This is a genomic window from Chryseobacterium sp. MEBOG07 (genome assembly GCF_021869745.1).
In the GTDB taxonomy this organism is placed as follows: domain Bacteria; phylum Bacteroidota; class Bacteroidia; order Flavobacteriales; family Weeksellaceae; genus Chryseobacterium; species Chryseobacterium viscerum.
This window is the reverse complement of sequence record NZ_CP084579.1, coordinates 3,594,892-3,619,014: the sequence shown is the minus strand read 5'-3', so window position 1 is coordinate 3,619,014 and position 24,123 is coordinate 3,594,892. Positions and strand designations below refer to the sequence as shown.

Below are 24,123 nucleotides of genomic sequence, written 5' to 3'. Positions count from 1 at the left end.
CTTTATACTTTTTCGTCTATAATTTCCTGATAACTTTCTTATCTCATAGTGGCTCTATGGCCGATATTAAAAGTTATATTTTGCTTGTATGACGAAAGTATAAATAGTATAAAAGCTAAAATTGTAAAAATCGGAAATTGGGGATTTCTTTACGGAGAATTTTAGGAGATTGACCTGTTATATCTTTAAGTTCATGATTAAAGTGTGCCTGGTCAAAATAATTGTTATCATGGGCAATTTGTGTTAACGAATTTTCAGAGTACTTCATTTGAAAGGCAATTTGTTTCAATTTGACCACTCGAAAATATTCTTTTGGTGAGCATCCCACATATTCATAGAAGTGATTTCGTAAAGTACGGTCTGTAACGTTTAATTGTTTTGAAAGTTCTTTTATTTCAATATGCCCGAAGTTCGATTCGATCAAATCAATGGCCTTGGTGATAAGTGATAAATCACGAATAAGAATATTATCTAAAAAGACATTTTCTATCGCATTGAACATCTCTTCCGTATCGGACAAGAAATGTATTTTTTGCATAAAATCTTTAGCGACATTACCAAAGAGTTCTTGGGTGTTGATTAACCAAGGTAATTTGTTTATAGGTTTTTTAGTAAAATAAGCCAATCCAAAAGGTCTTACGTGGGCACCTAAAATTTTTATTCTGTCAGTAGTCGGTTTTACGTTTATTTTTTGGGTGGAGATTCTTGATATGGCGGTGTTTATTAATTGGGATTTATTTAATGTGTTATTAACGACCATAAAAGGATGATCAAAAAAATAGCCAACTGTTATCCGGGGAAAGGGTATCATAAATTCAGCTTCTTCAGTGAGTTGAGATACCGGAATATCGATGTAGAAATAATATTCAACAATTGTGGAGAGGAATGGGTTTTCGGGCTTCCTGAGCGTGAAATTATTATGGCTGTCCATGCTCTATTTATGATTTATTGTTAGTTGTCTTATTGGACTTAATCAATATGGTTCAATGAATAACGTTACAAATTTAACTATATTGTAAATACTATAGATGATCTACACTACTTTTAAACTAGATATTTTAGGAAAAACATTTTTGGGATGATTCTTTCAGTGAAGATCAAACTTCCAGCTTTTTTTCAATCTCAACCGGATGATCCAGGCAGTATTGAAGCTGCCCCTTATCAAGCTGTTTCTCCCAGTTGGCAACGACCACTGTAGCAACAGAGTTACCAATTACATTGGTCAGGGCTCTGCACTCACTCATAAACTTATCTATCCCAAGGATCAGAGTCATCCCTGCAATCGGAATTTCAGGAACTACTGCCAGTGTTGCTGCTAACGTAACAAATCCTGCACCGGTAACGCCTGCGGCTCCTTTTGAACTTAACATAGCTACTAAAAGTAACATCAGCTGTTTCTCAATAGGAAGATGAATGTTTAATGCTTGTGCGATAAAAAGAGAGGCCAGGGTCATGTAAATATTTGTTCCGTCAAGATTGAAAGAATACCCTGTAGGGACTACAAGACCTACGATTGCCCTCGAACAGCCTGCTTTTTCAAGTTTTTCCATGATTCCCGGTAAAGCAGATTCTGAAGAGCTGGTACCCAGAACAAGAAGAAGTTCTTCTTTAAGGTAAAAAATAAGCTTGAAAATATTAAAACCGTTATACCACGCTACAGCTCCCAACACCAGAACTACAAAAAGAATAGAAGTAATATAGAATGTAGCAACCAGAAATATAAGGTTCAGTACAGAATGCAGTCCATATTTTCCAATCGTAAATGCCATTGCTCCAAAAGCACCGATGGGTGCAAGTTTCATGAGCATATGAACAATTTTAAATACCGGAGTTGAGAGATCTTGTAAAAAATCGGTTACTTTTTGACTTTTTTCTTTGGTTAAAACCAATGCAACACCCATTAAAATTGCAACCAAAAGAACCTGAAGGATATTTTCACCCACCAAAGGACTGAATAAAGTCTCCGGAATAATATTCATAATAAACCCTGTAAGTGTTGACTCATGGGCTTTTGCCTGATATTGTGAAACATCACCCGAAAGGGTAGCAGGATCAATATTCAAACCATGACCAGGCTGTAATATATTCCCTACCAATAAACCAATGATAAGAGCAAGAGTTGAAAATGTGAAAAAATAGATCATTGCTTTTATAGCAATTCTTCCTACTTTTTTCAGATCGGTCATATGGGCGATTCCCAGGGTGAGGGTTATAAAGATAACAGGAGCGATAATCATTTTTACCAATTTGATGAATCCATCCCCCAGAGGTTTCATCTTTTCTCCTAATTCAGGATAGAAATTTCCAAGAAGAATACCGGCAATTATGGCTATAATAACCTGGAAATAAAGCTGATTGTATATTTTTTTTGCTTTCAAAGAACAGTCGTTTTGTTTTTTTAAGGGCGAAAATTAAGAAAATTTATCTAAAAACATGACAAATGTCATTGAAAAGAATCTCTTGCAACGGCTTTATATGCAAAAAACTCCGGCTTCATTCTATAAGGTTTTTACCCTTTGAATGAAGCCGGAGCTGTATTTAATTTTGAAAGATCGTATGATTATTCTACTGCTACAGAATCATCTCCACGGCCGTCTGCTACTGCATGAATATTTTCATTCTCGTCAAGGACAATCATTTCTGTTTTTCCAATATATTTAATCTTTTCAATGATGTAATTCTTACTCTTCAGTTCAGAAATAGTACTTTCAGGGAAGTTATTTTCTACCGTAATGGTTTCTGGGAGCCACTGATGATGGAATTTGGGTGCATTGACTGAAAGATTGGCATTCAGTTTAAAATCCACAACATTGACAATAGATTGGTACACCGAAGTAGGAATTGTAGTTCCCCCGGGAGTCCCCACTACCATATAAGGTTTTCCATTCTTAAGAAGAATAGTAGGAGTCATGGAAGAAAGCATTCTTTTATTCGGTTGAACAGAATTGGCTTCTCCTCCTACTGCTCCAAACATATTGGGTACGCCCGGTTTGATGGAAAAATCGTCCATTTCATTATTTAAAAAGAAACCAGCTCCTGAAACCAGTACTTTACTTCCGTAATATCCGTTAAGAGTTGTTGTTACAGAAGCGGCATTTCCATCCTTATCCAGTACGGAGATATGAGTGGTCTGCATAGATTCTTTAGACTGTGCTATGATCTTACCGACCTCTGCACTTGGAGTTGCTTTATCAAAGCTGAAGCTTTTCCATCTGTTTTTCAAATATTCATCAGAAATCAGATAGGAAGTTTTATCCTGGATAAAATCTGGATCTCCCATATACTCTGCTCTGTCTGCGAAAGCTCTTCGTTCTGCCTCGGCCATAATCTGAACGGCTTTTGTAGAGTTTTGCTGATATTTTTCAAGGTTTTCAAAACTTGCCATTCTCAGCATTTGAGCAAGAAGGACTCCACCGCTTGAAGGTAAAGGCATCGTTACAACATTGTTGCCTTTGTAATCGAATTCAAGCGCTTTTCTCTCTGCAACTTTATAGTTTTTAAGATCTTCCAGCGTTATAATTCCGTTTCCTCTTTTCATTTCCGCCACCAGAAGCTCTGCCGTTTTCCCTTCATAAAAACCTTTTGCTCCTAATTTTTGAATGAGTTTCAATGTTTCGGCTAATTCTTTTTGAACCAGCAGATCTCCAGCTTTCCACGGAGCATCTTTCACAAAAATAATGGAAGACTTATTATGTCTCTGAAATTTTTCTCTCTGATTATTCAGCATTTCGGCTTCCTTGTCTGTAATGGTAAATCCTTTTTCCGCCAGATCAATTGCAGGCTGAATAATTTTTTCCATAGGCAGTTTACAGTACTTCAGCGTAGCAAAAAATCCTGCCACACTTCCCGGAATTCCTACAGCCAACCTTCCGTTTTGAGAAAGATCAGTATCTGCTTTCCCTTTTTTGTCAAGGTACATATCTCGGAAAGCCTTTTTTGGAGCGGTTTCTCTGTAATCCAATGTGAATTTTTCTCCATTATTTTTTACGCCTACCAAAAATCCACCGCCACCGATATTTCCTGCCTGAGGATAAACAACAGCAAGGGCGTATTGGGTCGCTGTAACAGCGTCATAGGCATTTCCACCCATTTTTAAGATTTTAGCTCCTGCCTCACTCGCTAAGGGATGCGCAGATACTACAACACCTTTGTTTTTTACCTGTACTTCCTTGATAATATTGATATCTGTATACTGAGCCCAGCTTAGCTGGCTTACCAACAGGATCGAAGCAATTAAAATCTTCCTCATATGATTGTTTTTCTTGAAAGCAAAATTATTGAATTTTATATTAATCAGGGCTTATGATCATTGTATTTGATTTTTTCTATTGTTAATGAGATTTTATCAGTTTGAACTGAACGTATTTGCACCATTTATTGATGCGTTGTTTTTAAATATCCCTTTTTTATTATGGTTGACATGTTTTTTTTTACTTTTGTACAATTCTAAAAAAATCTGAAAAATGGAATCCTATACGGAAAGAATACTGATTACAGGTGCCTTGGGACAAATTGGCACGGAACTTACGAACAGACTTGTTGAAATCCACGGAGCGGAGAACGTTGTCGCTTCAGGATTGGACAGGTGGCAGGAAGGAATTACTTCTGCCGGACACTATGAAAGAATGGACGTTACCAACACACAGCTGGTAAGACAGGTGATCCATGATTACGAAATTACTACAGTGTATCACTTAGCTTCGCTTTTATCCGGAACTTCGGAAAAGCAGCCTATTTTCGCTTGGAAACTGAATCTTGAACCACTGCTTCATTTTTGTGAAATGGCGAAAGAAGGACTTCTTAAAAAGATCTTCTGGCCGAGTTCTATTGCAGTATTTGGAAAAGGAATTCCAAAACATGACGTAGGGCAGGATGTAGTGTTGAATCCAACAACTGTTTACGGAATCTCGAAAATGGCAGGGGAGAAGTGGTGTGAATACTATTTCGATAAATATGGAGTGGATGTAAGAAGTATCAGATATCCTGGATTGATCTCATGGAAAACTCCTGCAGGGGGTGGAACTACTGACTATGCTGTTGAGATTTTTTACAAGGCAATAGAAGAGGGGAAATATACAAGTTTCATTTCTGAGGATACAGGAATGCCGATGTTGTATATGGATGATGCCATCAATGCAACTCTTAAATTGATGGATGCTCCAAAAGAAAGTGTAACGGTTCGTTCGTCTTATAATTTGGGTGGAATGTCTTTTACTCCAAAAGAATTGTCAGAAGAAATCAAGAAAGAAATCCCTGATTTTGCAATCGATTATAAGCCAGATTTCAGACAGGCAATTGCAGATTCATGGCCAGCTTCTATTGATGATTCAGTCGCTAAAAAAGACTGGGGGTTGACGTATGATTTCGGAATTTCTGAAATGACAAAGGACATGATCAAGAATTTGAAAGTAAAATTGGGTAAGGATTAATTATATAAAGTAATACTTTAACTGAATATTCTTTTAACAATTGATTTTTAACATTTTATATAATTTATATAAACTTTAATTTAAATGGTATTATTGACTTTTAACATCACATGTATTGAAGCCGAAGTGAAAAACGGCTCCCAAATTACCGATGAAGAGAGACTGAAAATTATAGAAGATAATACCAAAGCAATTCTTAGAATTTTAGATATTCATGATATCAAATCAAGTTTTTTTGTTGAGGTTTCCCTTACTGAAAAACTTCAGAATTTAATAAAAGCAATTTCATCCAAAGGGCATGAAATTGCTTTTTATAATAAAGACTCCAATCCTGAAGAAATTGAAAATGCCAAGAAGAATACTCAGGAACTTTTGGAAAAACAGATTAGGGGAATTCGTCAGAAAGATGTAAAAGTTCCGCAGGAAAATTTGAAACTGATGGAATTTAATTATGTCTCCAATATCGATAATGCGAATATTCTTTTTCCTTTCAAAAGGCTCAAAAGAGATACCGAAATTACAGAAGAAGATGGATTGAGTATTGTTCCGGAAAGCATCTCTCCTTACAGCCAGCTGCCCTATAATGATTTTGTATTTCAGATCCTGCCGATGAAGTATTATCAGAATATGGTTTTGGAAACTTTGCAGAATGAAGAATTTGTTTTGATCTATCTAAACACTTGGCAGTTTACAGATTTTAAGAGATATCGTTTTGATATTCCTTTTTACCGAAGCTTATTTTCGGGCAAAAAATGGAGGACAAATTAGATGCCCTCCTTACTTTTCTCAATGACAGGGAAATGGCTACTTCCCGTATGAAAGATTATATTTTTTAGGTTGCAGGTGCTAGGTTGCAGGTGGTAGGGACTAGGTAAGGGCTGCTTCCCGTTACAACCCAATTTTGACTTTTTAATGTACAATCTTAAACCTTGAACCTTGAACTCTGTTCTCCACGCTCAAAGCCTCAAACTCAAATCCACTAGCTGAGTTCAAAAAGTGTGATTTCCGGTAATACACCCACTCTTCCCGGGTATCCTAATACACCAAACCCTCTGTTTACATACAATAGTTTTCCTTCACTTTCATATAAATCTGCCCATTTTGGGTAACGGTATTGTACCGGTGACCATTTTACATTTTTAAGATCCAATCCAAACTGCATCCCATGCGTGTGTCCGGAAAGGGTCAGATGGATGTTTGAAGGGTGCTTTTTTACTACATAATCAAAGTGGGTAGGGTCATGGCTCATTAAGATCTTAGTAGCAGATTCAGGAACGCCTTTTAAAGCATCGTCAATTTTACCGAACTGCGGAAAAGGTTTTAAGCCCCAGTTTTCAACGCCCAAAATGTAGAGCTTCTCGCTGTTTTTTTCAATTACCCTGTGCTCGTTTCTTAACATATCAAAACCAGCCTGCTTTTCATAGTCGATCAGGGTGTCAAGATTTTTCTTTTTAGCATCAGGGGATCCCCAGGTTACGTAATCTCCATAATCGTGGTTTCCCAGTACGGCAAGTTTACCATCTTTAGCCTGAATTTTTGAAAATAAAGGGATAAAAGGTTTGAACTCATCCGCCACATTATTCACCATATCTCCAGTGAATAATACCAGGTCAGGTTTCTGTTCGTTGATCAGATCAATAGCGTGCTGTAATTTGCTTGGATCAGAGAAACTTCCGCTGTGAACATCAGAAATCTGAATGATTTTGTATCCTTTGAAACTTTTCGGAAGGTTGGCGAAATTAACTCTTACTCTTCTTACAGTGTGGCGATATTTACCAAAAGTAATTCCGTCTATGAAAAGAGCGGAAAGAACGCCTCCCATTCCCAAACCTACAATACTCAGAAACTTCCTCCTTTCCGGGAAGAAATTTTCCGATGGTTGGGCAAAACCTATCAGATAACCTCCGATTCGGATAATATCATCAATTAATAAAAACAGAACCACGAAAACTTTTGGAAGGATAAAAATTAAAAATAATGAAATCATGATCTGAGCCCTTACCATACTTCGGTCTGACCTTTGGTAATGAGTGACTTCATAGGCGAAAATTCCATATACGGCTAACGAAATTACCCAATATCCGATTTTGATCCAGGAATTGTCAGTGAGCGTTCTGATAGCCTGATAAATATACACTTCCAAAAACAGGAAGATTCCCGCGATGATTAAAAAATTCTTTTGCATGTTCTGGTCAAAAAAAGCACAAAGAAAAACTTCCCTGTGCTTTTTATATTTTTTGTTTATTAAATATTATTAAGGAAATCTGTAAACGATAGCATTGATGTTCATTCCGGCGCCTACCGAAGTCATAACAACGTTACCTTTTTCTTTAAACGATTGACCTGCCATTTTTCCTTTAATTATTAAATCATACATGGTAGGAATTGTTGCTACAGATGTATTTCCAAGGTCCTGAATGGTCATTGGAGAGATGGCGTGATCGTATTCTTTCACATCATAAAGCCTGTGAAGTCTTTCAATCATCGCGTAATCCATTTTGGCGTTAGCCTGGTGAATTAAGATTTTGTCTATATCTTCAATAGAAAGACCTGCATCTGTAATGGTATCTTTGATAGCATCCGGTACATTTTTAAGAGCGTATTCGTAAATCTTTCTTCCTAACATTCTTACATAAAGGCGCTTCTGATCTGCTTCTTTATTGATGGAAGGCTGGTTTTCAAGGTAATTTAATTCCGGTCCGTTATCACAGATCGTGTTGTGGGCAATAATTCCTACATTCTCTTCGTCTGTTGCTTTTACCACTACTGCTCCGGCACCATCAGCAAAGATCATTCTGTTTCTGTCATATGGATCTGTTACTCTGCTTAAAGTTTCAGCGCCGATGACAAGAATGGTTTTGGCAACCTTAGCTTTAATTAAATTATCAGATAAAATCATAGCTTCTACCCATCCAGGACATCCGAAAACCATATCATACGTTACGCATTTTCTATTTTTGATCCCCAGTTTATTCTTCACTCTTGCTGCCATTGTTGGCATGAAGTCCGCGTATCCGTTTTCAGTAACTTCTCCGAAATTACTTGCGTAGATAATGTAATCTAAATCTTCACCGTCTACTTTTGCATCTTCAAGGGCAATTTTTGCAGCTTCATAACCGATTTGTGAGTTGGAAAGATCATCCTCAATGAACCTCCTGTTTTCGATTTCTGTAATCTCTACAAATTTCGCAATGGTTTCTTCTACAGGCTTTTCAATCTTTACTCCGTCTTCAGTATAGAACTCGGAATTCATAAAGTAATCTCTACCAATAACTCTGTTCGGGATATAAGATCCAGAGCCAATAATGATCGTATTCGGCATTCGTTTATATGATTTTTTTAAAGATGCAAAGTTAATAATTAATATTAATAACAGAGAATTAAAAATATTATTAAATTTGCAAAAATTGTACTTTACAATCTATGAAAAACAACTCATCCTTAAAAGGCTTACTTATTGCAGCTGTGGCGTTTACCGTTGCCTTTGGGATCTACTTCCTTTTTTTAGCCAAGAAGAATTATTATGTGGTAGATAATCCTACCCCGAATACGTATTACTTTAAGATCAATAACGGATCTGAGGGCGTGATTTCAGCGGGGCAGTATGTGCATGTGGATTTGAATAAAGGTAAAAACTCTATTCAGGTTTTTGATCAGAATAAGAAAATGCTGTACGATTCGGCATTTGAAGTGAATAAACTTCGTGGTCTGATCAATATTACCCATCAGGATTACTACGTAAACGACCAGTATTACGGATATAATCTTAAAAAAGATTCGTTATTGGCGAAGCTTGACAAAACAGTCATTGACGGAAAAGATTATTACGGAGGAGCAAAACGCTTCAACAAGCTTTATACAGAAGGTTTTTATTACAATGTAGATGAAGACTATGATAAAGTGATCAAGAATATCCAGAAAGTGGAATCAAGATCTAAGATCTTCAGGAAGCAGGATTACCTAAATTATTACAAAGAATATTACAAGTTTTAAGTTTTGACAAAAGATATCACCAAAGTTACTCCCTACAATTCAGAGGCTACGAAAAAGAGCCAGGTAGAGGATATGTTCGACAACATTGCACCGAAGTACGACCTTCTGAACCATGTTTTATCCATGAAAATTGACGTTTTGTGGAGAAATAAACTGGTAAGATGGATGAAAAATGATAATCCGCAGGAAGTGCTGGATGTGGCTACAGGAACGGGAGATCTGGCAATTACCATTGAAAAAGGAACCGGTTCCAAGGTAGTTGGTTTAGATTTATCACAACAAATGCTGAATGTTGGCGTTATTAAAATAAAAAAACTTAAATTAGACGGCAAAATTTCCATGCAAAAAGGAGATGCTGAGAATCTGCCTTTCGAGGACAATAGGTTTGATGCTGTTTCCGTTGCATTTGGAGTAAGGAATTTTGAAAACCTTCCCAAAGGTTTAGCAGAGTTAAGAAGAGTAGTTAAAGATAACAAAAGTGTTTATATACTGGAGTTTTCAAAGGTTGAGGGTTTCATGGGGCCATTTTATATGTTTTATTTTAAAAATATATTACCTGCCATTGGCAAGTTGGTTTCTAAGGATAGTAGGGCGTATACATACCTTCCGGATTCTGTAAATGCTTTTCCTTTCGGGGAGAAGATGAAGCAAATTCTTTTAGATACGGGATTTAAGAAAGTTGAATATAAAAAATTAAGTTTAGGTATAGCCACAATTTATAAAGCAACAAAGTAACCTATGAATAAATTTCTATTAAAAGCACTGGTTTTAACCTCAGTAAATGTTGCCGTCTTTGCAAACGCGCAATTCAGAACCCGAAACAGAATGGATAAGTTGGAAGATTTCGACGAGCAGAAATTCAGTTGGGGGTTTTATTTGAACGGGAACAGACTGGATTACCGCATTGTTTTGCATCCGAAATATGGGATGAATGATAATGAAAACCTTGTCACATCCAAGGAAAGTTATAGTTTCGGTGCCGGGCTTATTGCAAAATGGAGACTGAACGATTATCTTGATGTAAGGATAGAACCAGGGTTACAGTTTGCACAAAGACAGTTGACTTTTAATACTCAATCCAATGACATCTATGCAGGTGGATCTTTGACGAATCCTGGTTTTATGCCATTCCCTTTACAGGAAAAGGATAGAGTAAGAGAAATTAAATCTACTTTGATTGATATTCCGGTACTTTTGGAACTTCATGGGCAAAGATGGTACAATTCAAGGCCTTACGTTGCAGCAGGGGTGAACTATGTAGTGAACCTTCAGTCTAATGCAACTTCTACAGATGACAATATGCAGGGGATCTACAGATCTACAACGCACAACTTTGCATGGTCTGCAGAAATGGGAATCCAGTTTTATTTCAACAAGTTTAAACTGACTCCTGCCGTAAGAGGAACATTCTTCATGAACAATGAGAAAGTGGCGGATAATGCGACTACGCCTCCTTATTGGACATCTGCAATTTCTACATTACAGACAAGAGCAGTAATGTTTGTTCTGAAATTTGAATAAAAAAAATATTTCATTGAAAATACACAGGAGGGGCATTAGCACCTCCTTTTTTGTTGGTATATCAAAATATAGAGCGTTTTATTTTTGTTAGTGTTATTATTTTTTTATTTTTGCTTCTAGTTAGAATATACAAACCTGAAATGCTTCAAGATTTAGAAACCAATTTTTCAGAATTAGAGAGAAAGATTTTGACTCTACAAAAGAACTATAAAAATCTTACTGAAAATTTAAAAGAATTAAATAGTGAGCATGAAGAGTTGAAGAAGAAGTATGATGAAGAAAGGAGAAGAAATCAGGTATTAGCAGAAGAACAAAAAAATATAAAACTTTATTCAGCAATATCAGGAAATCCTGAACACAATAGATTAATGAAAAACCATATCAACCGATTGGTAAAAGAAATTGATTTCTGTATTGCTCAGCTTCAAAACAGTGGATTATAATGGAGATAAGGAGAATAACCGTCAACATTGCAGGAAGAGTGTATCCGCTGAACGTACCGGCAGCAGAGGAAGAAACTTTGCGTAAAGTAGGGAAGCAGATCGAGAATATGATTAAAGATTTTGAACAAAACTTCGATGTAAGAGATAAACAAGATGCTTTGGCAATGTGTGCCCTGAAACTGGGAACCAATGCAGAAGTAGTTTCTCTTAACTACGAAAAAAATATTAATTCTACCAACGAAAGATTAGTACAGATTAATCAATCGTTGAATGAAGTCGGGAAATAGATTTTTTTCCTGAGAAATTACTGCCTACAATAATTCTAACACATTAAAGGTAAACTCAACGCTAAACAATTACCGAACAAATGTCCATCGAATGGCGTGCCGGATTCCGGATTACAGACAGTGGAAATCAGTTCAAATCGTGTTGATTAGGAGTTTACTCTCAATCCCTGGATTATTGTAGGCTTTTTTATTTGGATATGAAGACAATTAAAACTCAATATATATTATGACAACAGCCATTATAGCCGGCGTTATCTGCTTAGTTATTGGGGCGATAATAGGGATGTTTTTCTCTAAAAGCTCACTGAATACTAAGGCAAAATTTATCATAGATGATGCAACAAAAAATGCCGAAAACCTTATAGAAAAAGCTAACGTACAAGCCGAATCCATAAAGAAAGAAAAGAACCTTCAGGCAAAAGAAAAATTCCTGGAACTGAAATCTCAGCATGACGCAGATATTCAATCCCGTGAAAAGAAAATGCAGGAGGTTGAAAAAAGAACCAAAGACAAGGAACATAAGCTGAATGACGAGCTTAGCAAGACTGGAAAACTTGAAAAAGATTTAGATAAGCAGATTGGAGATTACGCTAAGAAAAACGAAATTCTGGAAAGAAAACAGCAGGAATTAGATGTAGCTACCACTAAGAAAGTAGAAATACTTGAAAAAATATCTAATTATACCGCTGATGAAGCAAAAGCAGAATTGGTAGAAACCATGAAAGCTGAAGCTAAAACAAGAGCTCAGGCACACGTTCAGAGCATCATGGAAGAAGCTCAGATGAATGCTAAAAACGAAGCGAGAAAAATCGTTATCCAGACGATCCAAAGAATCGGAACTGAGCAGGCGATCGAAAATTCAGTATCAGTATTCAATATCGAGTCTGATGAAGTAAAAGGTAGAATTATCGGTAGAGAAGGTAGAAATATCCGTGCTTTAGAAGCTATAACAGGAGTAGAAATTATCGTTGATGATACTCCGGAAGCGATCCTTCTTTCATGCTTTGATCCGGTAAGAAGAGAAATCGCAAGACTATCCCTTCACAGATTGGTTACCGATGGTAGAATTCACCCGGCAAGAATCGAAGAAGTAGTTGAAAAAACAAAAAAACAGATCGAAGAGGAAATCATTGAAGTAGGGAAGAGAACGATTATTGATTTAGGAATCCACGGATTACACCCTGAGTTGATCAAAATCGTAGGGAGAATGAAATACCGTTCTTCATACGGACAAAACTTACTACAGCACTCAAGAGAAGTGGCGAACATCGCTGCAACAATGGCTGCTGAATTAGGATTAAACGTAAAATTAGCAAAAAGAGCAGGTCTGCTACACGATATCGGCAAAGTTCCTGAGCAGGAATCAGAATTACCACACGCTCTATTAGGGATGCAATGGGCTGAGAAATACGGTGAAAACCCTGAAGTGGTAAATGCTATTGGAGCTCACCACGATGAGATTGAAATGAAATCGTTATTATCTCCGATCATTCAGGTAGCCGATGCGATCTCAGGAGCAAGACCAGGAGCAAGAAGACAGGTACTGGAGTCTTATATTCAGAGATTGAAAGACCTTGAATCTGCAGCATTAAGCTTCGAGGGAGTATCCAGCGCTTATGCAATCCAGGCAGGTAGAGAACTAAGAGTAATGGTAGAGAGCGGAAAAGTAAATGACGAAGTCGCTTCTCAGCTTTCTTACGATATCTCTGAGAAAATTCAGAATGAACTGACTTATCCGGGACAAGTAAAAGTAACAGTAATCAGAGAAACGAGAGCTGTGAATATTGCCAGATAATAATCAAAAAAGATATTTGATAAAAACCTTTCAAGAAATTGAAAGGTTTTTTATTTTTATCAAAACTTAAAAATGCAAGAACTGTCCTTGTCTTCAAAACTGAAGTACATTTTCTCTATTCCCGTTATTATTTCTGCCTTAGGCTATTTTGTGGATATCTATGACCTCCTTTTATTTGGAATCGTTAGAATACCGAGTTTAAAAGCATTGGGACTTAATCCCGATGCAGACGGAACCTTTATTCTAAACTGCCAGATGATAGGGCTTCTTATCGGAGGAATTTTTTGGGGAAGCCTTGGTGATAAAAAGGGAAGGCTTTCTGTTCTTTTTGGCTCAATCCTCGTTTATTCCTTAGCCAATATAGCCTGTGGCTTCCTTCCTTACTTTCCAAAAGAGCATCTCGTATATCAATATGCGGGTTTAAGGTTTATTGCAGGAATAGGACTGGCCGGAGAGCTTGGAGCAGGAATTACGTTGGTTTCTGAAAGCCTGCCGAAGAATCTAAGAGCAATCGGAACCTCAGTGGTAGCCGGTTTTGGACTAATGGGAGCGGTGGTGGCCCAGCTTACGGTAGAACTGGCCGGAGGATGGAATATCTCCTATATCATTGGGGGAATAATGGGAATCCTGTTATTAATCCTGAGAATAAGTGTATCCGAATCCGGAATTTATAAAAATCTCGTTCATAAAAATGTCTCAAAAGGGAATTTCCTATCCTTTTTTACCAATAAAGACAGATTGGTAAGATATTTAAAATGTATTGCTGTAGGATTACCTACTTGGTATTGTATAGGGATTCTGGCTGTTTTAGCCAATCAATTTGCCCCTGAATTGGGAATCAAGGATATCAACCCCGGAAAAGCAATTATGTGGGCCTATATAGGGATTTCTGTTGGTGATCTATTGAGTGGTTTTATTTCTCACGCTTTAAAATCCCGTAAAATGGCCATTTTTTACATGCTGATCTTTACGATTATCGGGGTGGCAATTATGTTATTCGGTAATACCAATACAGAAACAAAATATTATTTATTCTGCGTATGGCTTGGGTTTGGAACAGGATATTGGGCTATGTTTGTGACGCTGGCAGCAGAACAGTTCGGAACCAATATCAGAAATACAGCAACGACAACCGTTCCCAATATGGTAAGAGGGCTTGTACCTGTCATGATTTTGGCTTTTGATTCGCTTAAAGGTCATTTTCCGGTTGTAGAAAGCGCTGCCATAGTAGGAGTCGTAGTTTTTGGACTCGCATTTTATTCTTCGCTTACGATCTCAGAAACTCACGATAAAGACCTTGAGTTTACAGAATAATTTAAATTGTTTAAAAAATAAGAATAGGGTATTCCTTATTTTAAATATAATAATTCAGTTAAAATCAATAAATTATTAAATTTTATACTGATTTTTGTTGCACGTAATTAATATTTGTTTAACTTTGGAAGGCAACTAAAACTAATTTATCTAATTAAAACTAAACCACATGAACGCAATCAAAAATGCTAAAAAGCTAGGAAAACAAGACTTGAAAAATATTATTGGAGGAATAAGCGGTAAGCCAGATTTATCTCTTTGCGGATGCAGCTGCTCAGGATCTGTAACAGGACCTGAATATTGCTCTCAATATATAGGTTGTCTACAGGTTTATACTTGTAACCAGTCTGCAGTATAAAAAAATTATTTCAATACGAAATAAACATTTCCACATTTAATATGCAGAACCCTCTTGATTTCAAGAGGGTTCTGCTCTTTTTAATGGATAATATAAAGAAGACTGCCAACACTTATCGTGACCCAAAGGATCACAGCGGTAAGTAAAGGCTTTAATCCGATTGATTTCAGCGTTTGAAGAGAAAGAGTAGAACCAATGAAAAATAAGGTCAGATTCAATCCGGATTTTGCTACAACAGTTATTGAAGTACTAAAACGGTCAAGAAACGGGAAATACGTATTCAAAAGAATAGCTACAATAAAATAACCGATGAACCAGGGAATCTTTATTTTTGAGTCTTTACTTTTAAAAATAAACATAGTGATCAATGAAATTGGGATAATCCACAAGGCACGCGCCAGTTTTACGGTGGTTGCTATTTTCAAAGCTTCATCTCCATATTTACTGGCAGCCCCTACCACAGAACTTGTATCGTGAATACCTACTGCACACCAAAGACCAAACTGTTCCTGGGAAAGATTCAGCACGTGCCCTATGGCAGGATATACAAACAAGGCAATAGAATTTAAGGTGAAAACGATAGCCAGTGCAAGTGAAATCTGTTTCGTGCTTGGTTTGATAATAGGAGATACTGCTGCAATGGCGCTTCCTCCACAAATAGCTGTCCCTGCAGAAAGGAGATATGATAAAGGTCTTTCCAGTTTAAATATTTTTCCAAGAAAATAGCCCAAAACCATTACTGTAACAATACTTACAACAGTCAGCATCAATCCTGTTTTTCCGGCGTGAAGTGCTTCATCGAGCTTCAGTCCGAATCCCAGCCCTACAATTGAAATCTGCAGCAGTAAATGAATATAATGATGAAGATGTTTCTCAAAAGGATTTCCTATAAAAACAGCCAGGGCAAAACCTAAACCTAAAGCAATGGGTGAAGAGACAAGCGGGGTAAGGCACAGAACAGCCAATACAATAAAAAATACTTTCCGTGTCATTTCATTTTGAATGAAATTTTTCATAATGCTAACTTTTAAAATCTGCATCAAAATTCCGGAAAATACTATTACAAAGTAAATCGTATTTTGTTATATTGGATAACTAAAAGTTATAATATGAAATATGTTTTAGATAATCAATTACTCTGCAAACCTCAGGAAAAGCTTGATCAGTTCAGACTGCTCACCCTTAGGAAGAATAAAGTGGAAATCTCTTTCAATACTGAAGTTTTTAATATCAATAACAGTCAGGATGTTGTTTTTCAGTTCGTTCAGAATTGTACTGATAGAAAGGAATGCCATACATTCGGAGTGGAGAAGGTAGTTTTTGATACTTTCACTGCTTCCCAGCTGGATGACAGTATTTAATTCATTGATATTGATTTCTTTCTCCTTCAGCCGGTTTTGTATGAACTCAAGAGTCCCGGATCCCTGTTCCCTGAAGATCAGATCAAGCTGATAGAGATCTTTTACCTGTAAGGTTTTATGGGCAAGAGGGTGATCTGATTTTGCGGTCAGAACAATTTCATCAGGCTTAAAAGTCTTATATTCAAAATAAGAAGACTGAGATTCTCCTTCAATAATACCCAGATCAATTTTTTCTTCTTTTAAAAGTGTAGAAATTGCTTCCGTGTTTCCGGTAAGAAGCTCAATCTTAATATCTTTATAATAAGTATTGAATTTTGCTAAAATTTCAGGTAAAATATACTGTGCAACAGTTGTACTTGCCCCGATAATCAGTTTTCCTTTATGCTGCTGATTGATTTGGCTGATTTCAAATTCCATGTCGCGGTAGACATTTCTTATCTTTTCAGCATGTTCATACAGAATCTTTCCGCTTTGAGTCAGCTGGATAGAAGTTCCTTTACGATCAAATAACTTGGCACCCACTTGAATTTCAATTTCTTTAATATGTTTAGTAACAGCGGGTTGTGAAATGTGAAGCTCTTCTGAAGCTTTAGTGAAACTTAATCGGGATGCTACCGTATGGAAAACTTTTAGTCTGTAATCGAACATGGGGTAAAATTACGAATTATAGTTGGAAATGGAGAACGTGGGTAAGAGAGTTTGAGAGTGGGAGGGGTTTAGTGTAGCGAGGTTCGGGTTTCGGGATACGGAGTTCCAGGTTTAAAGTTGTGAGCAACTAGTAACAAAAATAACCAACAATAAGCCTATAAAAAATCTGAAACTGATTGATCCTGCTGATTTTCATACCTTCTGTTCTTTGCTTCCCCGATTTTCTGTTTCGTATAAATACTGTTGTGACCCGAAAGAAGATAAGAAACAACACAGGCAATAGCCACATACACTCCACATTCTGCCCCGAATAATTCAATTCCCATCAGCATACAAGCCAAGGGTGTATTGGTCGCTCCGGCAAATACTGCTACAAATCCCATTCCTGCCAATAATCCGAATGGCAACGGAATAAAAAGAGATAAAGCACTGCCTAAAGTAGCTCCGATAAAGAACAAAGGCGTGACTTCTCCACCTTTGAATCCGGCGGAAAGGGTAACAATGGTAAAGATCATTTTTAAAGCAAAATCATACAATGGAAGCTGTTTTTCAAAAGATTCTACGATCACAGGAACTCCTAATCCGATGTATCGGGTGGTGCCCATCGCAAAAACAGCCAGTGCAATAATAATTCCGCCTGCTACAGGACGAAGTGGAGGATATTTAATTTTGGATTTGAAAACGGATCCCATCCAATGAATGATTTTACTGAAAGCCGCAGCACAGATTCCGAAAGCAATTCCTGCCAGAATACTGTAGAGAATTGGTAAAAACTCAAGTTTTGGGATAAAATCAATATGATAATGGGTGTGTTTTACATTCCAGAGATTAGTAGCCCAGTCTGCCAGAATAGCAGAGGCAAAAGCAGGAAAGATGGCATTATACCGTATTCTTCCGATCAGAAAAACTTCAAGACCAAAAACCGCTCCGGCCAGAGGAGTCCCAAAAATAGAACCAAATCCAGCAGCAATAGCAGCAATGATTAATATTTTTCTTTCATTTCTGTCCAGTTTAAAAGGCATTGTAAGCTGATCTGCGATAGCTCCTGCCATTTGAAGCGCTGTTCCTTCACGGCCCGCAGAACCTCCGAAAAAATGAGTGACAATAGTCCCGAGATAAACAAAAGGAGCCATTTTAAAAGGAATGATTCCTTTGGGCTCATGAATGGTATCAATCAACAGATTATTTCCGGCTTCAACCTCTTTTCCGAAGTAATGATAAAGGAGTCCTATCAGAAATCCGCCAACAGGAAGTAATGCAATCAACCCTATATGATTTTCCCTGAAATTCGTTGCCCATTCCAATGATTGAAGAAACCCTGCAGAAGCGGTTCCTACCAAAGTACCTATAATAATGCTGATACACAGCCATTTTAAAATATAGGGCAGCGCTGGAAATTTTCTGAAGAAAAAATAAGTGTGAAAAATTGCTTTTTTACCAAGTGTCCATTGTTTTTTTGACATACTATTCCTGATTAGTTATTGGTTAATAATCTATTAATCAGGCGTCATCAGCTTTTGTAAAGCGGTTGGGTAAGGAAGAACACCATTTCCTTTTGATACTGCAAATATAAAAAGAAGAATTTGTTTTTAAAAATTTTTTTTTGCTGCTGGTTATTCTTTGTTGCTAGTTTTTTTGTTTCGGGTTTTGGGTTACTAGTTTCGAGTTGCAAGTTCTATACCCACAACATTAAACTCTGAACCTTGAAATTTAAACTCTCAAACCCTCAAATACTCACACTCTCAAACTCAAAATCCCGAACCTCGCATCCCCTACAAAAACGGCTTCATTTCATCCTCAATCTGGGTTCTCAGCTCCATCAGGCGTTTAGCATATATTTCCTGCTGCTTTTCCTCTTCGGTTGTTGGGATCCATTTGGGTACAGGAAGTTTTTTACCATTTTCATCCACGGCAACAAAAACGATGATACAATGGGTTTTTTTCTCAAAAGTGGGCTGTTTCAGGTTTCTTGAAAAAACATTGATCGCAATATGCATACTTGAAGTTCCGGTATAGATTACCTGGGCATCTACTTTTACCACTTCCCCGATTTTGATTGGGTCATAAAAACGGATTCCGCCTACATAAACTGTGACAGAATAATTACCGCTCCAGGTCGTTGCACATGCATAACCCGCCTGATCAATCCATTTCATAACGCTTCCTCCATGTACATTTCCTCCGTAATTAACATCTGAAGGCTCTGAAATAAACTGAAACGTAATAGGCTTGTTCTGCATCTTTATAAAATTTTAATAAAGTTATTTAATAATTTCCAAAGTTTTAGATTAAATCCTACTTTTGAAAGACGAAACTTTCAATGAAAGAGAATTTTAACAAACAAAAGATTTAGAAATAGAAATGAAGAAAGTATTTTATCTCAACACATGTGATACCTGCAGAAAAATTTTAGCCCAATTTGACCTTACAGACTGGGAGCTTCGTGAAGTCAAAAAAGCGCCAATCACTAAAGAAGAATTGGCCGAGATGTATAAGAAAACAAAATCATACGAGGCATTATTCAGCAGAAAGTCTACGCAGATCAAATTGAGAGGTTTGGATGTGAAATCTTTAACAGAAAAAGATTTTAAAGAATTACTGTTGGATCATTATACATTTTTGAAGCGTCCAGTTTTCATCACAGATCAGGAGATTTTTGTAGGAAATGATAAGACAAATGTGGAAGCTCTTCAAACATTTTTTAGAGTAAACCCATAGATTAACGACTGAAAAATACAGTCAATAGTATATTCTGCTATGTTCAATTGCTGAGCATAGTTTTTTTTTTGATTTAAATATTTGATTTTCAATATGGTGTTTACTTTTTAAGGTGTTTTTATGTCAAAAATACTTATATTTATAATCACCAAAATTTATAATATGAAAACAAACTTTTTAAAAACAAAGAATCTTAACAGATCAGCTTTAAAAAAAATTAATGGTGGAGGTAATATTCTTCCAGTTAACTGTAATAGATTATGTGGGGGTGCAGGCGGAGTGATTTCCAATACACCCGGAGTAGGTGATGTTTGCTCTCCTGATAGAAAAATATGCTGTATCTGTCTTTAAACAAAAAAGAGGCTGTGAACAAATCACAGCCTCTTCTCTTTCTAATATTTTTTTCCAATTATACAAAAGGAGCTTTCACTACTTTTGCAGGAATGTTCTTATTTCTTACCTGAATGAAGATTTCAGATCCTAATTTGAAATAAGGTTTGTCTACATACGCAAGACCTAAACCTACTTTCTTCATAGGAGATTGTGTTCCTGAAGTTACTTTTCCGATTACGTTTCCTTCTGCATCTACCACAGGATAATCATGTCTTGGAACTCCTTTGTCTGTAAGTTCAAAACCAACTAATTTTCTGGTAATTCCTTCTTCTTTTTGTTTTGCGAAAACATCTTTAGAAACGAAATCCTTATCAAACTTGGTGATCCATCCTAAACCAGCTTCAATAGGAGAAGTCGTATCATCGATGTCATTTCCGTAAAGACAGAACCCTTTTTCTAATCTTAAAGTATCTCTGGAAGCCAATCCACAAGGAATAATTCCTTCTTCTTTACCTGCTTCCATTACAGCATCCCAAAGTTTCTCAGCACTTCCATTGTTAAAATAGATCTCAAAACCACCGCTTCCTGTGTATCCTGTGTTCGAAATGATGATATCATTTTCTCCGGCAACAGTTCCTACTGTAAAATGGTAGTAAGGAATTTCTGAAAGATTTACTTCCGTAAGCTTTTGAAGGATTTCAGTAGCTTTAGGCCCCTGAACTGCCAATAGAGACATTTCATCAGAAGCATTGGTCATTTTAGCCCCGAAAGTATTATATTTTGAAATATGATTCCAGTCTTTGTCAATATTGGAAGCGTTTACCACCACGAAATATTTGTCATCATCCATTTTGTAAACGATAAGGTCATCTACAATTCCTCCGTTTTCGTTCGGAAGACAAGAATACTGAGCTTTTCCGTTTTCAAGCGCGTCAACGTTATTGGTCGTTACAAATTGTAAAAGGTCTTTTGAACCCGGCCCTTCGATGAAAAACTGTCCCATGTGGGAAACATCAAATAATCCTGCTTTTTCTCTTACTGCAAAATGCTCTTCTGTAACTCCTGAATATTGAACAGGCATTTCAAAACCTGCGAAAGGTACGATCTTAGCTCCCAAAGAAACATGTTTGTCGTACAAGGCTGTTTTCTTCATATTTAATTTTTATTTCTTTATTTTAAAACTGTTAAAAGTCTCATTGAATAAGGTCATATAGTTTCCGTTCCAGAATTTCTGGCCACAATTGATGGAAACTAAATATAAGTTTTTGTCTTTTTGAAAAGCTTTGGTTATCCAGAACAGCTTTTCTTTTTCATCAAAGTGCTCATATAGATATTCTGTATATCCTTTTTGGCTCTTTTTATCTTTTACTTTATTCTCCTGATCTTCTGATTGATAAAGTGCCAGGATGAATTTTTTTACTTCTTCTTTTGGAAGTGGTAAATCATGATATTCCGAAATGGTAATAGCGCCTATCTGGCTGGTAGGAAAAATGTTGATGATCTCACTATCATTAGTAGATTTCCAGCCGTCGGGAACATTAATGGAGTAGTTGGGATTTTCATATACTTTTCCCTTTTGGCCAAAAAATAAACTTCCTGTCAAAAGAGCAGAAAAAAACAATATTTTTTTCATCATTAAAAATGGTGTTTATATTCTTCCAGAATGATTTTGAACCATTCTGTAAAGTTTTCAGGATGCTCAGAAATTTCTTTATCCAGATCTTCTATGGAAATGAATCTTACCTCTTCCACTTCTTCTTTATTTAAATTGAAATCAGCTTCATGATTTCCCACAAATACATGATCCAGCTCGTGTTCCCAAAGACCACCACCAACATCTGCTTTGTATATAAAATTGAATTTTTCTGAAAGTTCGGCCTCTATTCCCAGTTCTTCTTTCAGTCTGCGAACAGCTCCTTCCTCATAAGTTTCTCCTGCTCTTGGGTGTGAGCACACGGCATTAGTCCATTGGTTAGGAGAATGGTACTTTCCTGAAGCTCTTTTCTGAAGAAGCATTTCTCCTTTATTATTGAAAAGAAATACAGAAAAAGCGCGATGTAACAGGCCGTTGATGTGAGCCTGCTGCTTTTCCATCAGCCCCATAACTTCATCTTCAGGATTTACTAAAACAACAAATTCTTCCATTCCTACAAATGTAAGAGTAATAAATGTATTTTGGAAATTTTTAGATAAACATCATACTTTTTGTAATAGTGATATCAAGAGGAAGGAATAAAGAAGGTTTATAGGTAAATTCAATTATTCACTAAAAAGAAAATATAAAACGAAAAATTTTAACTATTTGCTATGAAATGATTAATAAAATATTGATATTATTCTTTAAATAATAGTTTTTGTAGTAAAATTTTAACATAAAGTAAGATTAATATGCCTGATAGTTGTAAAAGCGCTAACTTTGTTACTTAATATTTAGTGATGGAATTAGAATACATTGAACACATTAGTCCTATTCTAAAGGATGGAACAAAAAATTACTTAATAGATATCGACGGAACCATTACTGATGACGTTCCCAACGAAGAACCGGAAAGAATGGTTACCTGCGAACCCTATCCTGATGCACTGGAAACGGTCAACAAATGGTATGACGAAGGACATCAGATCTGCTTTTTTACTTCAAGAACCGAAAATCTAAAACAAATCACCATAGACTGGCTGGATAAGCACGGTTTCAAATACCACAGTGTGCTTTGCGGAAAACCGAGAGGAGGAAATTATCACTGGATAGACAATCACTTGGTAAGAGCTACAAGATATAAAGGAAGATTTACGGATTTGGTAGAAAAACAAGTCACCATTGAAGTATTCAAAGAAGACGGCGAATAAAAATATAATTCAAAGATTTAAAGATTAGATGTGAACCTGTTCCTTTAATTTTTAAATCTTTCATTTTTTAATATACTTGATATTTTATGAAAGTTTTAGCAAACGACGGCCTGGATCAATCTGGAATTGATGCATTGACAGAAAAAGGCTTTGAGGTTATCACTACAAAAGTTCCACAGGAATTTTTGGTAGATTATATTAATGAGCATAAAATCCGCACCCTGCTGGTGAGAAGTGCTACACAGGTAAGAAAAGATATTATAGACAATTGCCCATCTATCGATATCATCGGTAGAGGGGGAGTAGGTATGGATAATATTGATGTAGACTACGCAAGAGAAAAGGGGATTCACGTGATCAATACACCTTCCGCTTCTTCAGAATCGGTGGCTGAACTTGTTTTTGCCCATTTATTTTCCGGAGCGAGATTTCTTCAGGACTCCAACAGAAAAATGCCTTTGGTAGGAAATACTGAATTTGGAGGTCTTAAAAAAGCATATGCTGCTGGTATTGAATTGAGAGGAAAAACCATCGGTATCATCGGAATGGGAAGAATCGGACAGGAAGTAGCAAGAATTGCTTTAGGACTTGGGATGAGAGTGGTTGCTGCTGATAATAATATTGGAAAAGCCAGCATCAAAGTTAAGTTTTACAATAATCAGTTCATTAATGTTGATATAGAAACTGAACCCCTGCAAGAGGTTTTGAAACATTCAGACTTTATTACCCTGCATGTTCCGGCACAGAAAGACGGATATATGATTGGTCAGAATGAATTTGACATGATGAAAGACGGAGTGGCTATTGTCAACTGTTCAAGAGGAGGTGTTATTGATGAAACAGCTTTGATCCATGCATTGGATTCCGGTAAAGTAAGATTTGCAGGACTGGATGTTTTCATTAACGAGCCAACCCCTTCTAAGGAAATCCTTAATCATGCTAAAATCTCTCTTACCCCTCATACCGGAGCTTCTACTCTTGAGGCACAGGACAGAATCGGGCTTTCCCTTGCAGAGCAGATTTCAAGTATCTTACAGATTCAATAATTTGAAATGATATATAACAAAAGCACCTCC

At 36.6% G+C, this 24,123-nt stretch carries 26 protein-coding genes and 1 riboswitch; of the genes, 14 read left to right on the top strand and 12 right to left on the bottom strand.

Features of this window, described 5'->3' with window-relative positions:
- Nucleotides 1–115: 115 nt before the first annotated feature.
- The 3 genes from LF886_RS16665 to ggt form a co-directional block, all read right to left on the bottom strand.
- The gene (locus tag LF886_RS16665; protein WP_236850708.1) at nucleotides 116–931 is read right to left on the bottom strand and encodes a helix-turn-helix transcriptional regulator; all 816 of its coding nucleotides are present in this window, start codon (nucleotides 929–931) and stop codon (nucleotides 116–118) included.
- A gap of 166 nt (nucleotides 932–1,097) precedes the next feature.
- The gene (locus LF886_RS16660; protein ID WP_236850707.1) at nucleotides 1,098–2,378 is read right to left on the bottom strand and encodes a dicarboxylate/amino acid:cation symporter; all 1,281 of its coding nucleotides are present in this window, start codon (nucleotides 2,376–2,378) and stop codon (nucleotides 1,098–1,100) included.
- Between the two features lie 182 nt (nucleotides 2,379–2,560).
- Nucleotides 2,561–4,249: a gamma-glutamyltransferase gene (gene ggt, locus LF886_RS16655; protein ID WP_236850705.1), complete on the bottom strand. Its 1,689-nt coding sequence runs from the start codon at nucleotides 4,247–4,249 to the stop codon at nucleotides 2,561–2,563.
- 214 nt (nucleotides 4,250–4,463) lie between these two features.
- Here ggt and LF886_RS16650 point away from each other — a divergent pair, with 214 nt between their 5' ends.
- Nucleotides 4,464–5,429 (top strand): NAD-dependent epimerase/dehydratase family protein, encoded by a 966-nt coding sequence (locus LF886_RS16650; RefSeq protein WP_236850703.1) that lies wholly within the window; start codon nucleotides 4,464–4,466, stop codon nucleotides 5,427–5,429.
- Between the two features lie 84 nt (nucleotides 5,430–5,513).
- Complete coding sequence (locus LF886_RS16645; RefSeq protein WP_236850702.1) at nucleotides 5,514–6,197, top strand: polysaccharide deacetylase; 684 nt, start codon at nucleotides 5,514–5,516, stop codon at nucleotides 6,195–6,197.
- Between the two features lie 211 nt (nucleotides 6,198–6,408).
- Here LF886_RS16645 and LF886_RS16640 read toward each other — a convergent pair whose 3' ends face one another.
- Nucleotides 6,409–7,614 carry a metallophosphoesterase gene (locus LF886_RS16640; RefSeq protein WP_236850700.1) on the bottom strand — a complete coding sequence of 402 codons (1,206 nt, stop codon included), beginning with the start codon at nucleotides 7,612–7,614 and terminating at the stop codon, nucleotides 6,409–6,411.
- Between the two features lie 69 nt (nucleotides 7,615–7,683).
- Nucleotides 7,684–8,751 carry a 3-oxoacyl-ACP synthase III family protein gene (locus LF886_RS16635; protein ID WP_109738134.1) on the bottom strand — a complete coding sequence of 356 codons (1,068 nt, stop codon included), beginning with the start codon at nucleotides 8,749–8,751 and terminating at the stop codon, nucleotides 7,684–7,686.
- A 101-nt stretch (nucleotides 8,752–8,852) separates the two neighbouring features.
- Between LF886_RS16635 and LF886_RS16630 the strand changes: the two genes are divergently transcribed.
- From LF886_RS16630 to LF886_RS16595, 8 genes are all read left to right on the top strand, one after another.
- Nucleotides 8,853–9,422: a hypothetical protein gene (locus tag LF886_RS16630; protein WP_236850699.1), complete on the top strand. Its 570-nt coding sequence runs from the start codon at nucleotides 8,853–8,855 to the stop codon at nucleotides 9,420–9,422.
- A gap of 72 nt (nucleotides 9,423–9,494) precedes the next feature.
- Complete coding sequence (ubiE, locus tag LF886_RS16625) at nucleotides 9,495–10,157, top strand: bifunctional demethylmenaquinone methyltransferase/2-methoxy-6-polyprenyl-1,4-benzoquinol methylase UbiE (RefSeq protein WP_236854327.1); 663 nt, start codon at nucleotides 9,495–9,497, stop codon at nucleotides 10,155–10,157.
- Nucleotides 10,158–10,160: 3 nt separating this feature from the next.
- Complete coding sequence (locus LF886_RS16620; RefSeq protein WP_236850698.1) at nucleotides 10,161–10,943, top strand: porin family protein; 783 nt, start codon at nucleotides 10,161–10,163, stop codon at nucleotides 10,941–10,943.
- Nucleotides 10,944–11,083: 140 nt separating this feature from the next.
- Nucleotides 11,084–11,386 (top strand): hypothetical protein, encoded by a 303-nt coding sequence (locus tag LF886_RS16615; protein ID WP_317207673.1) that lies wholly within the window; start codon nucleotides 11,084–11,086, stop codon nucleotides 11,384–11,386.
- Entirely contained in the window at nucleotides 11,386–11,673 is a 288-nt protein-coding gene (locus LF886_RS16610; protein ID WP_103233999.1) for a cell division protein ZapA, read from the top strand. The genes LF886_RS16615 and LF886_RS16610 overlap by 1 nt, the downstream gene beginning before the upstream one ends.
- A 226-nt stretch (nucleotides 11,674–11,899) precedes the next feature.
- Nucleotides 11,900–13,468, top strand: a complete 1,569-nt coding sequence (gene rny, locus LF886_RS16605) for a ribonuclease Y (RefSeq protein WP_236850694.1) — start codon at nucleotides 11,900–11,902, stop codon at nucleotides 13,466–13,468.
- 72 nt (nucleotides 13,469–13,540) lie between these two features.
- The gene (locus LF886_RS16600; RefSeq protein WP_236850688.1) at nucleotides 13,541–14,782 is read left to right on the top strand and encodes an MFS transporter; all 1,242 of its coding nucleotides are present in this window, start codon (nucleotides 13,541–13,543) and stop codon (nucleotides 14,780–14,782) included.
- Between the two features lie 169 nt (nucleotides 14,783–14,951).
- A complete protein-coding gene (locus tag LF886_RS16595) occupies nucleotides 14,952–15,140 on the top strand; it encodes a hypothetical protein (RefSeq protein WP_236850686.1) in 189 nt (62 codons plus the stop codon).
- Nucleotides 15,141–15,220: 80 nt separating this feature from the next.
- Here the strand turns inward: LF886_RS16595 and LF886_RS16590 are convergent, their stop codons facing one another.
- The 4 genes from LF886_RS16590 to LF886_RS16575 all read right to left on the bottom strand — a co-directional run bounded on the left by LF886_RS16590 (nucleotide 15,221) and on the right by LF886_RS16575 (nucleotide 19,389).
- Nucleotides 15,221–16,156: a YeiH family protein gene (locus LF886_RS16590; protein ID WP_236850684.1), complete on the bottom strand. Its 936-nt coding sequence runs from the start codon at nucleotides 16,154–16,156 to the stop codon at nucleotides 15,221–15,223.
- A 117-nt stretch (nucleotides 16,157–16,273) separates the two neighbouring features.
- Nucleotides 16,274–17,149: a LysR substrate-binding domain-containing protein gene (locus LF886_RS16585; protein WP_236850683.1), complete on the bottom strand. Its 876-nt coding sequence runs from the start codon at nucleotides 17,147–17,149 to the stop codon at nucleotides 16,274–16,276.
- A gap of 155 nt (nucleotides 17,150–17,304) precedes the next feature.
- Nucleotides 17,305–18,612: a voltage-gated chloride channel family protein gene (locus tag LF886_RS16580; RefSeq protein WP_236850681.1), complete on the bottom strand. Its 1,308-nt coding sequence runs from the start codon at nucleotides 18,610–18,612 to the stop codon at nucleotides 17,305–17,307.
- 31 nt (nucleotides 18,613–18,643) lie between these two features.
- A riboswitch (Fluoride riboswitch) is annotated at nucleotides 18,644–18,711 on the bottom strand.
- A 210-nt stretch (nucleotides 18,712–18,921) separates the two neighbouring features.
- Entirely contained in the window at nucleotides 18,922–19,389 is a 468-nt protein-coding gene (locus tag LF886_RS16575) for an acyl-CoA thioesterase (RefSeq protein ID WP_124536278.1), read from the bottom strand.
- A gap of 121 nt (nucleotides 19,390–19,510) precedes the next feature.
- Between LF886_RS16575 and LF886_RS16570 the strand changes: the two genes are divergently transcribed.
- Nucleotides 19,511–19,867 (top strand): arsenate reductase family protein, encoded by a 357-nt coding sequence (locus LF886_RS16570; protein ID WP_236850680.1) that lies wholly within the window; start codon nucleotides 19,511–19,513, stop codon nucleotides 19,865–19,867.
- Nucleotides 19,868–20,029: 162 nt separating this feature from the next.
- Entirely contained in the window at nucleotides 20,030–20,218 is a 189-nt protein-coding gene (locus tag LF886_RS16565; RefSeq protein ID WP_124536274.1) for a hypothetical protein, read from the top strand.
- A 58-nt stretch (nucleotides 20,219–20,276) separates the two neighbouring features.
- Here LF886_RS16565 and gcvT read toward each other — a convergent pair whose 3' ends face one another.
- Genes gcvT through idi form a run of 3 tightly spaced genes read right to left on the bottom strand, consistent with a single transcriptional unit; the run spans nucleotide 20,277 to nucleotide 22,345 of the window.
- Nucleotides 20,277–21,353 carry a glycine cleavage system aminomethyltransferase GcvT gene (gene gcvT / locus LF886_RS16560; protein WP_236850678.1) on the bottom strand — a complete coding sequence of 359 codons (1,077 nt, stop codon included), beginning with the start codon at nucleotides 21,351–21,353 and terminating at the stop codon, nucleotides 20,277–20,279.
- Nucleotides 21,354–21,362: 9 nt separating this feature from the next.
- A complete protein-coding gene (locus tag LF886_RS16555; protein WP_236850676.1) occupies nucleotides 21,363–21,836 on the bottom strand; it encodes a hypothetical protein in 474 nt (157 codons plus the stop codon).
- The gene (gene idi / locus LF886_RS16550) at nucleotides 21,836–22,345 is read right to left on the bottom strand and encodes an isopentenyl-diphosphate Delta-isomerase (RefSeq protein ID WP_236850674.1); all 510 of its coding nucleotides are present in this window, start codon (nucleotides 22,343–22,345) and stop codon (nucleotides 21,836–21,838) included. Before idi ends, LF886_RS16555 begins: the two co-directional genes overlap by 1 nt.
- Before the next feature lie 291 nt (nucleotides 22,346–22,636).
- Between idi and LF886_RS16545 the strand changes: the two genes are divergently transcribed.
- Both LF886_RS16545 and LF886_RS16540 read left to right on the top strand, forming a co-directional pair.
- On the top strand, nucleotides 22,637–23,047 hold the full coding sequence (locus LF886_RS16545; protein WP_103235036.1) for a phosphoheptose isomerase: 411 nt from the start codon (nucleotides 22,637–22,639) through the stop codon (nucleotides 23,045–23,047).
- Nucleotides 23,048–23,133: 86 nt separating this feature from the next.
- Nucleotides 23,134–24,093: a D-2-hydroxyacid dehydrogenase gene (locus LF886_RS16540; protein ID WP_236850673.1), complete on the top strand. Its 960-nt coding sequence runs from the start codon at nucleotides 23,134–23,136 to the stop codon at nucleotides 24,091–24,093.
- Nucleotides 24,094–24,123: the final 30 nt, after the last annotated feature.

Excerpts from the sequence above, each read along its gene's own strand:
- LF886_RS16665 (WP_236850708.1), bottom strand. The coding sequence starts at position 931 with ATGGACAGCCATAATAATTTCACGCTCAGGAAGCCCGAAAACCCATTC.
- ggt (WP_236850705.1), bottom strand. The coding sequence starts at position 4,249 with ATGAGGAAGATTTTAATTGCTTCGATCCTGTTGGTAAGCCAGCTAAGC.
- LF886_RS16650 (WP_236850703.1), top strand. The coding sequence starts at position 4,464 with ATGGAATCCTATACGGAAAGAATACTGATTACAGGTGCCTTGGGACAA.
- LF886_RS16645 (WP_236850702.1), top strand. The coding sequence starts at position 5,514 with ATGGTATTATTGACTTTTAACATCACATGTATTGAAGCCGAAGTGAAA.
- LF886_RS16640 (WP_236850700.1), bottom strand. The coding sequence starts at position 7,614 with ATGCAAAAGAATTTTTTAATCATCGCGGGAATCTTCCTGTTTTTGGAA.
- LF886_RS16635 (WP_109738134.1), bottom strand. The coding sequence starts at position 8,751 with ATGCCGAATACGATCATTATTGGCTCTGGATCTTATATCCCGAACAGA.
- LF886_RS16630 (WP_236850699.1), top strand. The coding sequence starts at position 8,853 with ATGAAAAACAACTCATCCTTAAAAGGCTTACTTATTGCAGCTGTGGCG.
- ubiE (WP_236854327.1), top strand. The coding sequence starts at position 9,495 with ATGTTCGACAACATTGCACCGAAGTACGACCTTCTGAACCATGTTTTA.
- LF886_RS16620 (WP_236850698.1), top strand. The coding sequence starts at position 10,161 with ATGAATAAATTTCTATTAAAAGCACTGGTTTTAACCTCAGTAAATGTT.
- LF886_RS16615 (WP_317207673.1), top strand. The coding sequence starts at position 11,084 with ATGCTTCAAGATTTAGAAACCAATTTTTCAGAATTAGAGAGAAAGATT.
- LF886_RS16610 (WP_103233999.1), top strand. The coding sequence starts at position 11,386 with ATGGAGATAAGGAGAATAACCGTCAACATTGCAGGAAGAGTGTATCCG.
- rny (WP_236850694.1), top strand. The coding sequence starts at position 11,900 with ATGACAACAGCCATTATAGCCGGCGTTATCTGCTTAGTTATTGGGGCG.
- LF886_RS16600 (WP_236850688.1), top strand. The coding sequence starts at position 13,541 with ATGCAAGAACTGTCCTTGTCTTCAAAACTGAAGTACATTTTCTCTATT.
- LF886_RS16595 (WP_236850686.1), top strand. The coding sequence starts at position 14,952 with ATGAACGCAATCAAAAATGCTAAAAAGCTAGGAAAACAAGACTTGAAA.
- LF886_RS16590 (WP_236850684.1), bottom strand. The coding sequence starts at position 16,156 with ATGAAAAATTTCATTCAAAATGAAATGACACGGAAAGTATTTTTTATT.
- LF886_RS16585 (WP_236850683.1), bottom strand. The coding sequence starts at position 17,149 with ATGTTCGATTACAGACTAAAAGTTTTCCATACGGTAGCATCCCGATTA.
- LF886_RS16580 (WP_236850681.1), bottom strand. The coding sequence starts at position 18,612 with ATGTCAAAAAAACAATGGACACTTGGTAAAAAAGCAATTTTTCACACT.
- LF886_RS16575 (WP_124536278.1), bottom strand. The coding sequence starts at position 19,389 with ATGCAGAACAAGCCTATTACGTTTCAGTTTATTTCAGAGCCTTCAGAT.
- LF886_RS16570 (WP_236850680.1), top strand. The coding sequence starts at position 19,511 with ATGAAGAAAGTATTTTATCTCAACACATGTGATACCTGCAGAAAAATT.
- LF886_RS16565 (WP_124536274.1), top strand. The coding sequence starts at position 20,030 with ATGAAAACAAACTTTTTAAAAACAAAGAATCTTAACAGATCAGCTTTA.
- gcvT (WP_236850678.1), bottom strand. The coding sequence starts at position 21,353 with ATGAAGAAAACAGCCTTGTACGACAAACATGTTTCTTTGGGAGCTAAG.
- LF886_RS16555 (WP_236850676.1), bottom strand. The coding sequence starts at position 21,836 with ATGATGAAAAAAATATTGTTTTTTTCTGCTCTTTTGACAGGAAGTTTA.
- idi (WP_236850674.1), bottom strand. The coding sequence starts at position 22,345 with ATGGAAGAATTTGTTGTTTTAGTAAATCCTGAAGATGAAGTTATGGGG.
- LF886_RS16545 (WP_103235036.1), top strand. The coding sequence starts at position 22,637 with ATGGAATTAGAATACATTGAACACATTAGTCCTATTCTAAAGGATGGA.
- LF886_RS16540 (WP_236850673.1), top strand. The coding sequence starts at position 23,134 with ATGAAAGTTTTAGCAAACGACGGCCTGGATCAATCTGGAATTGATGCA.